Annotated in this window: 15 protein-coding genes; 3 read left to right on the forward strand and 12 right to left on the reverse strand. The window is 51.5% G+C overall.

Going from position 1 to position 13,786, the window contains the following annotated elements; translation table 11 throughout:
* Nucleotides 1-149 precede the first annotated feature (149 nt).
* Nucleotides 150-1,346 carry a 6-phosphofructokinase gene (locus ACQ9LF_RS04840; RefSeq protein WP_462488247.1) on the reverse strand — a complete coding sequence of 399 codons (1,197 nt, stop codon included), beginning with the start codon at nt 1,344-1,346 and terminating at the stop codon, nt 150-152.
* A 303-nt stretch (nt 1,347-1,649) separates the two neighbouring features.
* Between ACQ9LF_RS04840 and ACQ9LF_RS04845 the strand changes: the two genes are divergently transcribed.
* Complete coding sequence (locus ACQ9LF_RS04845) at nt 1,650-2,282, forward strand: flavodoxin family protein (protein ID WP_462488248.1); 633 nt, start codon at nt 1,650-1,652, stop codon at nt 2,280-2,282.
* Nucleotides 2,283-2,347: 65 nt separating this feature from the next.
* On the opposite strand, the gene ACQ9LF_RS04850 is transcribed toward ACQ9LF_RS04845, so the two are convergent.
* Nucleotides 2,348-3,550 carry an AAA family ATPase gene (locus tag ACQ9LF_RS04850; RefSeq protein WP_462488249.1) on the reverse strand — a complete coding sequence of 401 codons (1,203 nt, stop codon included), beginning with the start codon at nt 3,548-3,550 and terminating at the stop codon, nt 2,348-2,350.
* 429 nt (nt 3,551-3,979) lie between these two features.
* Here ACQ9LF_RS04850 and ACQ9LF_RS04855 point away from each other — a divergent pair, with 429 nt between their 5' ends.
* Entirely contained in the window at nt 3,980-4,183 is a 204-nt protein-coding gene (locus ACQ9LF_RS04855; RefSeq protein ID WP_462488250.1) for a hypothetical protein, read from the forward strand.
* A 500-nt stretch (nt 4,184-4,683) separates the two neighbouring features.
* On the opposite strand, the gene ACQ9LF_RS04860 is transcribed toward ACQ9LF_RS04855, so the two are convergent.
* The 10 genes from ACQ9LF_RS04860 to ACQ9LF_RS04905 form a co-directional block, all read right to left on the reverse strand.
* On the reverse strand, nt 4,684-5,412 hold the full coding sequence (locus ACQ9LF_RS04860) for a hypothetical protein (RefSeq protein ID WP_462488251.1): 729 nt from the start codon (nt 5,410-5,412) through the stop codon (nt 4,684-4,686).
* 111 nt (nt 5,413-5,523) lie between these two features.
* A complete protein-coding gene (locus ACQ9LF_RS04865) occupies nt 5,524-6,210 on the reverse strand; it encodes a flavodoxin family protein (RefSeq protein ID WP_462488252.1) in 687 nt (228 codons plus the stop codon).
* A 38-nt stretch (nt 6,211-6,248) separates the two neighbouring features.
* Nucleotides 6,249-6,947, reverse strand: coding sequence for a cytochrome c biogenesis CcdA family protein (locus tag ACQ9LF_RS04870; protein WP_462488253.1), 699 nt, complete (start codon nt 6,945-6,947; stop codon nt 6,249-6,251).
* Between the two features lie 3 nt (nt 6,948-6,950).
* A complete protein-coding gene (locus ACQ9LF_RS04875) occupies nt 6,951-7,886 on the reverse strand; it encodes a thioredoxin family protein (RefSeq protein ID WP_462488254.1) in 936 nt (311 codons plus the stop codon).
* 35 nt (nt 7,887-7,921) lie between these two features.
* Entirely contained in the window at nt 7,922-9,238 is a 1,317-nt protein-coding gene (gene merB / locus ACQ9LF_RS04880; protein ID WP_462488255.1) for an organomercurial lyase, read from the reverse strand.
* A gap of 51 nt (nt 9,239-9,289) precedes the next feature.
* On the reverse strand, nt 9,290-9,661 hold the full coding sequence (locus tag ACQ9LF_RS04885; RefSeq protein WP_462488256.1) for a putative zinc-binding protein: 372 nt from the start codon (nt 9,659-9,661) through the stop codon (nt 9,290-9,292).
* 20 nt (nt 9,662-9,681) lie between these two features.
* On the reverse strand, nt 9,682-9,915 hold the full coding sequence (locus tag ACQ9LF_RS04890; protein ID WP_462488257.1) for a thioredoxin family protein: 234 nt from the start codon (nt 9,913-9,915) through the stop codon (nt 9,682-9,684).
* Between the two features lie 17 nt (nt 9,916-9,932).
* Nucleotides 9,933-10,433 (reverse strand): tRNA (N6-threonylcarbamoyladenosine(37)-N6)-methyltransferase TrmO, encoded by a 501-nt coding sequence (tsaA, locus tag ACQ9LF_RS04895; protein ID WP_462488258.1) that lies wholly within the window; start codon nt 10,431-10,433, stop codon nt 9,933-9,935.
* 10 nt (nt 10,434-10,443) lie between these two features.
* On the reverse strand, nt 10,444-11,916 hold the full coding sequence (locus ACQ9LF_RS04900; RefSeq protein WP_462488259.1) for a permease: 1,473 nt from the start codon (nt 11,914-11,916) through the stop codon (nt 10,444-10,446).
* Between the two features lie 19 nt (nt 11,917-11,935).
* The gene (locus ACQ9LF_RS04905; protein ID WP_462488260.1) at nt 11,936-12,256 is read right to left on the reverse strand and encodes an ArsR/SmtB family transcription factor; all 321 of its coding nucleotides are present in this window, start codon (nt 12,254-12,256) and stop codon (nt 11,936-11,938) included.
* 206 nt (nt 12,257-12,462) lie between these two features.
* On the opposite strand from ACQ9LF_RS04905, the gene dnaA reads away from it, so the two are divergent.
* Nucleotides 12,463-13,773 carry a chromosomal replication initiator protein DnaA gene (gene dnaA / locus ACQ9LF_RS04910; protein ID WP_462488261.1) on the forward strand — a complete coding sequence of 437 codons (1,311 nt, stop codon included), beginning with the start codon at nt 12,463-12,465 and terminating at the stop codon, nt 13,771-13,773.
* Nucleotides 13,774-13,786: the final 13 nt, after the last annotated feature.

Raw genomic sequence — 13,786 nt, forward strand, 5'->3', positions numbered from 1 at the left:
TATTTTATATAAGCTCTTCGGATTAAAATAACGGGTTGTTTTCTACAGAGCCGATTGAATGAGCAGACAGACATACAAGAAAAAAGCCCGGCGGGGCAAACCGTCGGGCTTTTGTGTTTGATGGAAGTTCAATCTGCTACGGCAGGAATTTACACTTTCGGATAGCCGCCGAGATATTCGGTTTTGGGCAGGGCACCGCACAGCGGAGCAGCGTACTCAATGAAAGCTGGAGTCATGCCGTTGCCATCCTTGTTGATGAATTCATCGGGGACGGATTTGGTCTTTTCGGCGACTTCGGACAGGTTGGTGCGGAAGTATTCCACGCCGTACTTGGCGCCGTTGCCGGTGCGTTTCATTGCGACCGAGCCGTTGTCTTCCTTCATCGCGTACTGGACCGCTTTGCGGCCGCACTCGCGGGCTTCCTTGACGTCGGTTTCGGACTGGAGGCCGGCGAAGCTGCGCTGCAGATAGCCGAAGGTATCGGCGCGGACACGTTTGATACCCAGCTTGCCTTTGATCTGACTGGCCAGGAAGTCAGCCAGGGCGCCGGTGCCGGAAAGCTGCACGTTGCCGTGAGCATCACGTTCGGCGTTGGCGGCCAGTTTTTCGGCCCAGGTTACATGGTCCGTATCACTGATGCCTTCGCTGACCGCGATGACGCAGCGTCCGAGTTTCTTATAGACCCCTTCGACGTCGGCGAGGAATTTCTCCATTGTAACCGGTCGTTCGGGGAGGTAAATCAAATGCGGGCCATCGTCTTCGCGGGTCTTGGCCAGGGCTGCAGCACCGGTCAGGAAGCCGGCATGGCGTCCCATGATGACGTCAATTTTGACGCCCGGCAATGCCCGGTTGTCGAGGTCATCGCCCATCACGGCACAGGCCACAAATTTGGCGGCGGTGCCATAGCCGGGACAATGGTCGGTAACGCGCAGGTCGTTGTCGATGGTTTTGGGAACGTGGAAGGCCTTGAGGTCATAGCCGGATTTCTCGGCCATGGTGTTGATGATGTAACAGGTGTTGGCACTGTCATTGCCGCCGATGTAGAAGAAATAGCGGATATCGCGTTTCTTGAAGACTTCCAGGATCTGGGCACAATAGGCCTCATCCGGCTTGTCGCGGCTGGAACCCAGTGCCGAGGACGGCGAACCGGCCACGCGTTCGAGGGTGTCGATCGACAGCTTTTTAAGGTCGATAAAGTGCTCTTTTTTGATGCCAGCAACCGCATGAATCGCACCATAGAGGTTGGTGATTTCCTTGCATTTGCAGGCTTCTTCGATGACGCCGACCAACGAGGCGTTGATAACCCCGGTCGGGCCGCCAGACTGACTGACTATCGCATTTGCCATAATTAAACCTTTCCAGACTTGATGCGTCTTGTTATAAGGATTCCTTGATCGGCAGGCGATTATACAAGACCGAGCCGTAAAATCAAGGAAAGAAGGGAGAATTCGATTGGGTGGAGGAATCAATTGCTATGTCAACTTATTCTATCTGCTATCATTTATTTGTGAGGAGCTTTCTTTGGCTTTGCCTGGGCAGATAGAACCCGGGAAATGTCTTTCGGAGTCTTGTATTTTGGGCTATGATAAGTTGGGTAGCCTTGCTTGGCTGCATTTGAGACTTTTTTGTGTTTTAGTCAGGAGATTGCTATGAAGGTATTATTAGTCAACGGAAGTCCTCATGAAACCGGGTGTACGTATACGGCGCTGGCGGAGGTGGGCCGGACGCTCAATGCCGAGGGGATTGAGACCGAATTCTTTCACATTGGGACAAAACCGCTGGCCGGATGCATTGCCTGTCGGAAATGTCAGGAACTGGGACGCTGTGTTTTTTCGGATAAGGTCAATGATTTTCTGGATATCGCCAAAGATGCCGACGGGTTTGTGTTCGGGTCGCCGGTGTATTATGCCGCTGCGGCGGGGGCATTGACCTGCTTTATGGATCGCGTGTTTTATGCCAACGCCTTATCCGGCAGGCAGTGTTTTTATTTGAAGCCGGCGGCTGCGGTGGTCAGCGCCCGACGGGCGGGAACGACGGCGACATTTGACCAGCTTAACAAGTATTTCACCATCTCCCAGATGCCGGTGATCTCGTCGCGATACTGGAATATGGTGCACGGCTCGACTCCCGACGATGTGAAAAAGGATTTGGAGGGGATGCAGATTATGCGGGTATTGGGCAGGAATATGGCCTGGTTTTTGAAATGCAAAGAAGCCGGCATGAAAGCGGGGGTTGCCCTGCCCCAACGGGAAGACACGATCTTTACGAATTTTATTCGATAGGCGCAAGAAAAAACGGCGACGGGAAGCGTCGCCGTTTTGAAATGTGTTGGCACTGGTAATGGCTTCTACTGAACGTTGAGAACGGAGTTGTAATCACCAAAGGGATTCAGCTCGGTCATTTCATTATAGGGGTCTTGCTGCCACTGGCCATCGACAACCAGGCGATACCGATAGGTTCCTTTGCTCAGGGGCAGTTTAATCTGCCAGTTGCCGTTTTCGCTGACTTTTTCCAGCGGGGTCTGTTCGGGTTTCCAGCCATTGAAATCTCCGGCAATGTGGACGGTTTGTGCCCGGGGATACAGGGCCGAGAAGACCACCGTGCCATTGACCTGGCGGACACCATAGAAATCGGCCAGTTTCTGTTCGAGTGTGGTTTTGGGCTGTTCGGGCTCAATGGACATTTTGGGTTCTTTAATTGAGGCCAGGAGTTCATCGGCGCTGGCACTAATGGATTTCAGGCGGGTCTGGAGGGAGTTTACCAGTTCGGCCTTATGGGTCTGGGTGTCGGACCCGACCAGTTCATCAGCCAGAGCCAGGAAGTCCTTGAATCCCTTGCTGGCCGGATCATATTCACTGATGGGCTGGCCGAGGCTGGCGGCTTCCTTGAGCTTGGTATTGAAGTTGATGACGGTTTTGAACATCCGGCTGCTGAAGTGCTTGCGGAGTTCGGCCAGGATTTCGCGGGCCATCTTCGTGCGGATATCGTACATGCTGGCCAGAATCATCACATTGACCCGCTCGGGGCACTGCTGGGACAGGGCGTTGAGGGTATCCAGCTGTTTGCTGAGGCCGTGCAGAGAGAAATAGCCCATTTCCACAGGGACCACCACATCGGTAGCGGCACGAAGGGCATTGAAGGTCAACAGCCCCACCGATGGCGGGCAGTCGATAATCACATAGTCGAATTCGTTGCGAACCTGAGCCAGGATAGTGCGGAGAGTGTTTTCCCGATCCGGCTGGCCGGTGGTCTGGGTTTCAAAGGTGGCCAGGTCGATCGTGGAGGGAGCTAATTCAAAACGTTCGGAGATTTTCCAGAGAATTTCAGTAATACGCAACGGCTCACCGCGGGTCTGCCCAATCAAGACATCGAACATGCTGTGTTCGATCTGTTCTTCCGGGACTGCCAGGCCGACGGCACAATGCGACTGGGGATCCATATCCACCAATAGCGTGCGATAACCGCGATTGGCCATGGCACTGGCCAGATTGATTGAAATAGTTGTTTTCCCCACCCCGCCCTTTTGATTGATAACAGCTATGGTTCTCATAGACTCTTCCTTGTGCCCCCCCCGGGTTTCATCCTTGAAACGGTTTTCTCCAAATCGATCCTGTTGTGCCAGTGTATTATAATTATATTGATTCCGGCCAGTCATTCAGGCAATTCGGTTTACATTCTTTGAATATCAGTATTGATATTCATCTATCATATTATCGGAATCTTCGACCAAAACTTTATGATTTCTTCAATTTTTATCGGACAAAATCGAAAAAAACCGCATTTTTAGTCCTGATACGGCTGTTTTTGCCCTGGAATTGCCCTATTTTATCAAAAAAGTGTATATTTTTGCCCCGAATGCCGATATAATACTAAAGTTCATATAATTCCAGGCTATATTCCGCTCAGATCCAAATTTAACACCTACACTATCCGGGATAGCGTTACGTCCCGGCGGAGTGCCTGGCTGGAGAAACAAACAATGACAGAAGAACAAATTATTCAATGGATGCGTCAAAAAGTGCGTCGGGATGGTTTTGTGAATGCCACGACGCTGGCCGAGAGTTTTCTTGCGGCACACCATATTACGGATGCGCTTGATCCTGATTTTTCGAAAACCCTGGATGCCGGATTCAAGGTTGCCCAGGAAATCCGCGACCATCGGCTGCACGCGATGGCCTGCTGAAACAGGATTGCTGCTGTCCGGTTTTCGGGCGGCTTCACAATACGATAAGTCGTTTTAAGTCAATGTGATATACCCAACGGGTATGATTATTCCGCGAGCAAAAGAAGCAAGTGGTTGAAGCTACTGTACTTAGCCGCGACGAAACGGGAAATTTCAAGCAGGATCAGTATAACAAGTTTATAGGGAGCGGGATGAATCTGGCAGAACTTTTCTGCCCAGAAACAAGGGGGATATTGTGCCATTATTTTTTGCACATACCGAATCCATTGGGGGCTGGAGCATGGAGTGTTTTTACAAAGAAGGACATGAAGAGAGGTTTGGAGTAGAAATAATGACTTTTTAAAGCCAGATTTGACCCCATTTGGGGTCGGGGGGATTCGTGGCTTTTGGGCTCCGGGTTGGCCGCCAGCCGCTATTCGGGTTGGACCCTGGCAGGTCGGGAAACCTGTCCCAATCAGAACTGATTAGTTGATCAAAACCAGGAACCTGCCTTGATTATTTTATAACAGGTCCCTGGGGGAGTCGGCCTGCAGGCCGGGGATGCTTTTAACGGTGATGATTTTCTGCCAGATTTTGGTGCTCAGGCCGTTGGTGAGGTCTTCGAGGTCGTTGACGGCCTCGGTGGCGACGGGGTCATGGTAATCCTGCACATACAGAAAGGCGACCTTGCTGACCAGCGAGAGCATCTCCGAGCAGTAATCCAGATAGCGGCAGACCTGAAAGCTGTTCAGGGGCCGTTCGGGGGAATGGGCTGTACGAAGAGCCGAAGCGTCTGTAATACAGGGGTCTTTGGTCAACTGGTGCGAATCGACGACGTGGGCCAGGCATCGCAGGATGTTGACGGCCTGGATGACCTTTTGCCGCTTGATTCGGTTTTCAATCGATACCAGAAACAGAATGGCCCCGCCGATAAGAAACAGGATATTGATTGTGCCTTCGAGGACCTGAACCATATTGACCAGGACGGTGTCGTCCTGGCTGACTTTGCGCTGGCTCCATCCGAGTCCGGCAATCACAACCAATATTAAGACCACCGCAAAAACCAGGATGCGGTACATATAGCTGGGCTGCTGGATGAGCCGGATGGTCTGGTCGGTCTGCCGGGCAATTTCGATCAGTTCCCCGCAGACCCGGCCCAGGCCGCTGCCCGGGAAGCGATCTTCAATACGCATCTGCAAACGAACGATGGTATCGAGTACTTTTTTGCAATCCAGTACCGAATGCGACATTAAACGCTCCTGCTGTTAAGCTCATTCCGTTTCCTGCCGCTATTTTGACAGAAGCCCCGGAGCGTGTCAAGACTTTGGAAGCCGTCCGGAGCAGAACCGCGGACACCCGTGTCAGCGGTCTGCGTTTTTCAGAGCGGCTTCCGCTATGCGAATGCCCAGTTTTTTGGCGGTATCCACCCCAAATTCGTCTTTGGTAATGTCGTCACTGTAATTATTCCACAGCGTCGCACCCTGATGAGCGCTGGGTTTTCCGCCGACAATGAAGGGTTCATAGCACAGCATCGCCGAGAGAATCTGTTCGATGACCAGCTCCTGCCCGCCATTGCGGAAGGATCCGACGGCCAGGGCGCCGACGGGCTTATCAGCCAATCGCATTACAGGCGTCCGAACGGTGTAGAGGCGTTCGAGAAACGCCTTGCAAAGAGCGCTCATGCTGCGGAAGTAAACCGGGGAACCGATAATCAGGCCGCCCAGGTTCGGGGCCATAAAATGCGGCTCCACATGGACTTCATAATCATCAAAGGGGATTTGCGGAGCGTCCGGCTTGGCGCCGCCTTTCCAGCCGGAGATTTTCATATCGGCCAGATCGATCAGCTGTGTTTCGATGCGTGGACTGACGGCCTGAGCTGCTTCCAGGGCAATTTTGACCGACGTGGCGGTGGTTTTGCCCTTGCGGGGGCTGCAGCTGACGCCGATGATGATGATTTTGGATTCCGGTTCACTTTCGGCGGCCATCGCCCCCAGCGAAAGACCTGTTACTGCGGTGATCCCCTGTGATACAAAGTGTCTTCTGTCCATAGCAATTTCTCCTTATTGATATGCATTTCGATAGCGTTTCAGGACGCCGTATAAATCATGTACAATCCCCCCAGCAGGACCAGCACGCCGCAGAGTTTTTTGAGGATGGCTGAGCCTCTCGATTGTTCGTTCCAGTTCATATATCGCTGAATGACTTCGGTGAATGTGCCGGCAAAGACAATGACCGAACAATGTCCAATACCGTAGACTAATAACAGGAGGATGCCGTATGCCAGATGGGTTGAGGCCAGCTTGAATGTGACCCCCAGCATCGGAGCCATATAAGCAAAAGTGCAAGGCCCCAGGGCAATGCCGAACACCAGCCCCAAAATGAATGCGGCAAGCATTCCCTTTCGCTTCATCCCGACCTGTCCGGGTCCGGACCATGGCATGGGTATCACCTCCAGCAGATGAAGTCCCACCACAAAGAAGATCAAGGCCACAAAATAGTTTCCATATCTGCCGACATCCCCCATCATCCTGCCTAAGGCAGCCGTAATGGCTCCAATGACACCGATGGTAATCAGGATTCCCACTGCAAATAACGTGGAAATCCAAAATGCCCGTTTGGTGGAGATTTTACCCTGTTCATCGATGAAGCCGACAATCAGGGGGATACTGGCCAGATGACAGGGACTTAACAGAATGCTTAGAATGCCCCAAATAAAGGAGGCAGTTACGGCGATGAACCATGTCCCTTCCACTGCACGGGTGAGCTGGGTAAACAGTTCCTGCATAAGTTATTGAATTCCCATCTCTTTAAACTTTTTCTCAATTTCATCCTGAGCAAAGAACCCTGTATGACGAAATACTTCCCGTCCGTTTTGATCGAAAAAGACCTGCACGGGAATGGATTGAATGCCGTATCGCGCGGCTAGTATCTGCTGTTCGCGAACGTGGACAAAAAGCACGTTGACTTTGCCCTCATATTTTTTGGCAAGTGTTTCAAGGATCGGTGTCATCATATCACAGGGTCTGCAGCCGCTGGCGCCAAAATCCACCACAGAGGGTTTTCCGCTTTTGCGGGCTTTGTCCACCGGATTATCAAATGCCAATGCCGCCTGCTGCTTGACCCAGCTTTCGGAAACCTGAATCGGAATCTGTTTGCCCAGGTCGCGGATATATTCGGAAGCGATTTGCTGTTTCTTCTGATCCAATACATATTCTTTCAGGGATGATTTAATCTGTTCGAATGTTGCCCCGCCGCACATGTCCTTGTTGTTTTCATAAAACGTCTTGATTTCGGCGTCTGTGACTTCAATGTTTTTGAAAACAGCTGTTTCAAAAAACTGTCTAATCAGCTCATTTTCGTCTTTTGGAATTTCCACCTGGGGCTGTACAGCGGCTTTTTTCGCCAAGTCCAGCAAAATCCTGCCTGCCGCTTCCTGTTCCAGAATGAAAAAAGCATTTTTTTTCAGTTCTTCCCTGACCGGTTCGGGTTGGGAATCAATGATTTTGGAAATGTTTTCAGATGTCATCTCGACAGTGCCTGCTTTTAACAGGATTCCTTCCGGAAGATCCGTCAGGACAGCCAGCGACAAACCTCCCGAAGTTAAGCCGGGATACACTTCCTCAACGGTTTTAAATGGATTTTCCGCCTTCTGTTGTGCCCAGACAGATGAACTCGATATAAGGACAACCGTCATGATTGCCAACAAAGCCGATTTCGATTTCATAAAGGTCCTTTTTGCATGCAATAGTGTCATTTTTATTATTTGGGGGCACATTCGCCGATTTTGCAGGCCTTCTGGATTTGTTCGGGCGACAGTTTCATTTTATCGGCCAGGGCCTGATGGATGGTAATCAGCTTGCCGGTTTCATGCGGATTTTTTTCAACCCATTGTTTGAGATTATCGGCATTGACGAAAAAGCCCTGATGGAAACAGCCGGCTGAGGTCCAGGTGCCATCCGGTTTCTTGCGCTGGCCGAACCATGCCACGGCGGTGGACGGTTCCAGTGAGGCAATGCTGCCGTTGAGGGTCTTAACGACAATCGGCTGGCCGGTCAGACGGTCTTTTTCATGGACTTCGATATCCTTGCCGGTACGGGCCGCGACACCGAGGGCGCAATGCGAACAGCAGCCCCAGGTTCGGATCCCGCCATCGACAATCACCTCCGCGGCATCCTGCGGATAGCAGGCCCGGTCACAGAAGCCGCAGCGAACAGACAATTCGTTTTGTTTGAGCGCATCCAGTCCAATCACATTGCCGCCGGCGGTCTGCTGGGCCTGTTTGGCCGCATCCGCGGTCGCATAGGCATGCAGGACAGGGCGTCCCTGCGGGTCGGTTCCTGCCAGAAACGTAGCGTCTGTCAGAGCAACAGGGGCCCCGGAAACATAGTCTGTGACTGAGACTTTCTGTTCAAAATCGGTCTTGTCCTCGGTCAGGCAGGAATACATGATAAAGTAGCAGTGCAGACTGCACATCTGCACATCCCCTTTTTCCGTCTTCACTGTCACCCGTGTTTTGGGATCAATCGTGCCGTCACACATATAACAAATCTGATCTTTGGGGCGAGTATCCACCGCAGCCGGTTCCAGACGGCTGAATTCCGGAACGGAGGGGGTTGTGCCAATTTCCACACCCAGTTGTTTCCATTTTTCCAGAATATCTTCTTTGGAGAAAAATCCCTCGTGACGGAATAATTCCTTGCCGTCCTGGTTATAAAAGATCTGTGTGGGGATGAGGTTTATGCTGTATTTCTTCGCTTGATCCGGATTTTCCCAGACATCGATGAAAACCACATTCATTTTACCTTTGTATTGTTCTTGTAATTCATCCAGAATCGGCTTCATCATCTTGCACGGCACACATTTGCCCGCCCCCAGATCAAGCAGTGTCGGCAGACCTGACGTTGCAAACGGGCCAGCGGTTTCTCGGGTTGCGGCAGCAGCGGAGGAAACCGCCGGTTCTGGCTGCGATGCCGTGGATGGTGAGCAACAGGGCATTCCTCCCTGTTTGAAGATTACAACGGCCCCCACTGCCATCATCAACACCACAACAATTCCCATCTTGGCATACGAATTCATGGTTATTCCTTTATTCAAAAAGAGTTCAAGACAACCGTAACGACATTCTCATTACAGCAAGGACATCGCCGCAGTGCAGGCCTTGGTGATATTGTCTTCGGTGACCGGGCTTTTGCCTTTTTCCAGACCCAGATCGGCAAGCTGGAGATGTTTGAAATTGGCAAATCCGGCCTTTTCAAGGCTGGCTTTGACACAATTCAGCGGGCAGCCGTCGATGGCCAGAATGGATGAGGCGGCCTGTGTTGTTTTCATAATACCGTCGATTCGCCCGCCGATGCCGGCCAGGCAAAACATTTTGCCGGCCCCATCCCGGGTCAGTTTTCGAGCTGCCTGGTCGGCAATCGCACCGACATCAGCCGCACCGCTGCAGGCAAAGATCAATTTTGGTCCGCCGGAACACATACAACTGTTTTGGTTAGCCATTGTGATATCCTTTCGTGATGTTATTGCAGACACTTTTTCATTTCATCAAGCGTCAAGACTTTGCCTGCGGATAGCACTTTGCCGTCAACCACCAACGCAGGCGTGATCATGACCCCGAACTTCATGATATCGTTAATCTGAGTCACCTTTTCAATCTCGTAGGGAATGGCCAGTTCATTGGCCGCCTGCTCGGCACACTGAGCCAATTGTTTGCATTTAGGACAACCTGTCCCAAGAATCTGAATCTTTTTCATGATCCTATCCTTTATCCTTATGTTTGAGGTTTCCAGAATCGCTCGTCGGCTTTCGGATGGCTCGTATCCACGGTATCCATCCAGCCGTTTCGCTGGGTTAAAAACGTATCGAATTTGCCCGAATAGGGCTTGATATCCAATAGCGGCGTTCCATCCAGGGCGTCGATGTCCTGCACATACAGCCGATGGCCTTCAATCCGCATCAATCGCACGGACGAAATACCAATCGGATTAGGTCTGGCTGGAGATCGTGTGGCAAATAATCCACGCTCGACGGTATCTAAATAGGGCTTGGACAATGGTTTCCATTCTGCCGCACGGTCGCAGTAAAAAATCAGCCAGATTCGCTCAAAGCCGTCCAGATCTTTCAATGCTGCGGTATAAGGCTCGAATAGGTCGATGATGCCCTCGGCTCCCTTGGCAAACGCCGGCTGAATCGGAGCTTCCTTGGGATGGGTAAAGGGACTGTGGATCACCCCAATTGCCTTGACTGTGAATGTCGCTGGTTCCTGGTTCATCTTCTTTGCCTTAGAAAAAAGCACCGTAACACATGCCGCTGAGGGTCGCCATCACGATGACCAAAGACACAAAAACGATTGTTTTTTTGGTTCCCATCACCGAACGAATCACCAGCATACTGGGCAGACTCAACGCCGGGCCTGCCAGAAGCAATGCCAGAGCAGGTCCCTTGCCCATGCCCGAACCAATCAGTCCCTGCAAAATCGGGACTTCCGTCAGCGTGGCAAAATACATAAATGCCCCGGCAACCGAAGCAAATAGATTCGCTCGCAGTGAATTGCCGCCGACGGCCCACTCAACCCATTGGTTGGGAATCAGACCTTCATGACCGGGTCGCCCTAAAAATGCCCCGGCAAACAGAACTCCAAAAAACAATAACGGCAATATCTGTTTGGCAAATGACCAGGTTGAAGCAAACCATTCCCCGGCTTCACCTTTGTCGGTGCTGGTCATCCAGGATAAACCGATGACCGCGGCAGTGAACGGAATCATCACCATCATCCCCTCCATCGGCAGCATCAACGACAACGCCGCCACTGGAATAGCCGTGATCACAACCTTCCACCATGTGATGCCAAACCACAGAATCAGGATTAGTCCAAGAGCAATTGAAAAGGCGGCTGTAATCAGCCATTTATAAGACCAAATCGTGGTCCAGGTACCGGCTACCGGTTTCTTTTCAACGACTGAATCTGCCGGCAATTCAAGTTCGCTGCCGAGCTGCTCGCCATCCAGTCGTTTGAGAGTATAGGACCCTGTTAAGGGGCTTCCGTGTTCAGGGGATTTCAAAATCGCAGCATGAATGGTAGAACCATCTGTGGTCTTGAAGATAAAATCATTGGGTGATCCCCAATTGGCAAAGACCAGCACGCCAATCATCACCGCAAAAAACAGGGCATTTTGCCAGAGCGGGCGGGCCACTTGCGGTTCGGGCATGGCCATCTGACCGTTGGCTTTCTCAATTTCTTCCTTGCGGTAGATAAAATGCATAATCAGACCAATCAGTACGCTGAAGGCAATGGCACCGACGGCACGGGCAATCCCCAGTTCGACGCCGAGAATGCGAGCTGTGAGGATGATGGCAAGAATATTGATGGCAGGTCCCGAATATAAAAATGCCGTGGCAGGTCCTAAACCCGCCCCCATACGATAGATTCCGGCAAATAACGGCAAAATCGTACACGAGCAAACCGCCAATATCGTTCCGGACACCGAAGCGACACCATAAGCCAAAACCTTATTGGCTTTGGCTCCCAGATACTTCATCACTGAGGCCTGGCTGACAAAGACTGAAATCGCTCCGGCGATAAAGAATGCCGGGACCAGGCATAGCAGAACGTGTTCCTGTGCATACCACTTCACTAAATGCAGAGATTCTGTGATCGCATTATCAAACCGCGGGGTACCTATGGGTAAATAAAAACAGGCTAAAAACACAACTACAATGATTGCCAGTTTCTTCCATTCTTGTTTCCAGTCCATATCTTGAATGTCTCCAATCTTAGATGACATTAAGCAGTTTTTGTTCTCGCAGGGCGTTTTCCTTAATCGCCTCAGTCAGGCAGTCCACAAACCGTAAGGTACACGGGGTGCGAATCTTATAGATGACCTGAAGGCCCTGCTTGCGATATTCCAGCACCCCCGCGGCTACCATAATCGATAAATGCTTGGAGATGTTGGAGCGTTCGGATTTGACCGCGTCGGCAATGTCGCAGACACACTGGGGTCCCTCGCGTAAAAAATCCAGAATCGCCATCCGCAGAGGATGGGCAATGGCCTTGGCGACATTAGCCTGTTTTTCGTAAATCAATTGTTTTTCCATAGTTATAATGTTCTTATGTGATTAATTTGTCATATAGTAATATATAGTGTACGACTCTTCAACAAAAAAGTTCGCGGGCGGGCAAGTTTTTACGGGAGGGGGAATTTCTTTGACAGGCTTGCAGTCGGTGAGTAGATTGTTTCTCCCGATTGATGTAATCGGCTGGAAGGTATTAAAACAGACCTAAAACGCATGGAATAGCGAAGTTGGCAAAATCACAGGAATCCAGTCAGTTATTTGAAGCGATTCTGGAACGGGCCAAGACCCTGGACCCTGTCAATATCCGCACGTGGTTTGATGACCTGGTTGTGGAGGAATTTGACGGCGGGGTTTTGCACATCGGCTGTCCGGATGCGGTCACTGCGCAATATCTGCAGGATCGGTGCCTATCGACATTCACCCAGGCTGCCCAGAATATCACGGGACATCTGGTCAGTGTGCAGTTTCGTCCCATAAGTACGGCTGCGGTGGTTCCAGCCATGGTGCAAAGCGGGGTCAAGCTGCATCCGGATTATACCTTTGAGAGTTTTGTAGTCGGGCCGTGCAATCGGCTGGCCCATGCAAGCTGCATCGCGGTCAGTCAAAATCCCGGGACGATTTATAATCCCCTGTTTTTATACGGTAATTCCGGCCTGGGCAAAACCCACCTTCTGCATGCGGTTTGTCATGAAAGCCTGCGGAATAAAGCGGGATTGTCGGTACAGTTTCTCAGTTGTGAGGCGTTTGTCAACGGCTTCATCAGCGCCATCGAAAAAGGACAATTAGCCGATTTTCAAAACCTGTATCGTTCGGTGGATATGCTGATTATCGATGATGTACAGTTTTTACGGGAACGTGAGCAAAGCCAGGAAGAGTTTTTCCATACCTTTAATGCGCTGTACAACAACCAGCGGCAGATTGTGCTGACCGCCGACAGTGCCCCGGCGGATTTGCAGGCTCTTGAAGACCGTCTCATCAGCCGATTCAAGTGGGGTCTGGTGGCTCGACTGGATGCCCCCAGTTACGAAACCCGCATTGCCATCGTCAAAAAGAAGGCCAGTCTGCGAGGACTGGTGCTGCCCGAGGGGGTTGCCGAGCTGATCGCCGAGCATGTCAAGAGCAACATCCGGGAACTGGAGGGGGCTTTGACGGTCATTTATGCCACAGCCCGCACCGCTCAAAAAGAAGTATCGCTGGAACTGGCCCGGCAGGCACTGGGCTATCAGGAAAGTGAATCGGCCAAAATCCTGTCTCTGGGCGATATTATTGCTGCGGTGGCGGAGGCTTTTGATATTCGCATTACGGACTTGCAGAGTAAAAAACGCAGCCAGAGCATCGCTCTGCCGCGTCAGGTTTGCATGTACCTGGCACGCACTCTGACCCGTCACAGTCTGGAGGAAATCGGCGGGCATCTGGGCGGGCGGGATCATTCCACGGTGCTTCACGCCTGCGCCAAGGTCGAGCAGATGTATAAAACCGAGCCGGATTTTCGCGGGCGCATTGACAAGCTGACATCACAGATCACCCGCGTCCTGTAGAGGCAGCATTTGA

This window comes from Anaeroglomus insulsum (assembly GCF_050689095.1).
Taxonomy (GTDB): domain Bacteria; phylum Planctomycetota; class Phycisphaerae; order Sedimentisphaerales; family Anaerohalosphaeraceae; genus Anaeroglomus; species Anaeroglomus insulsum.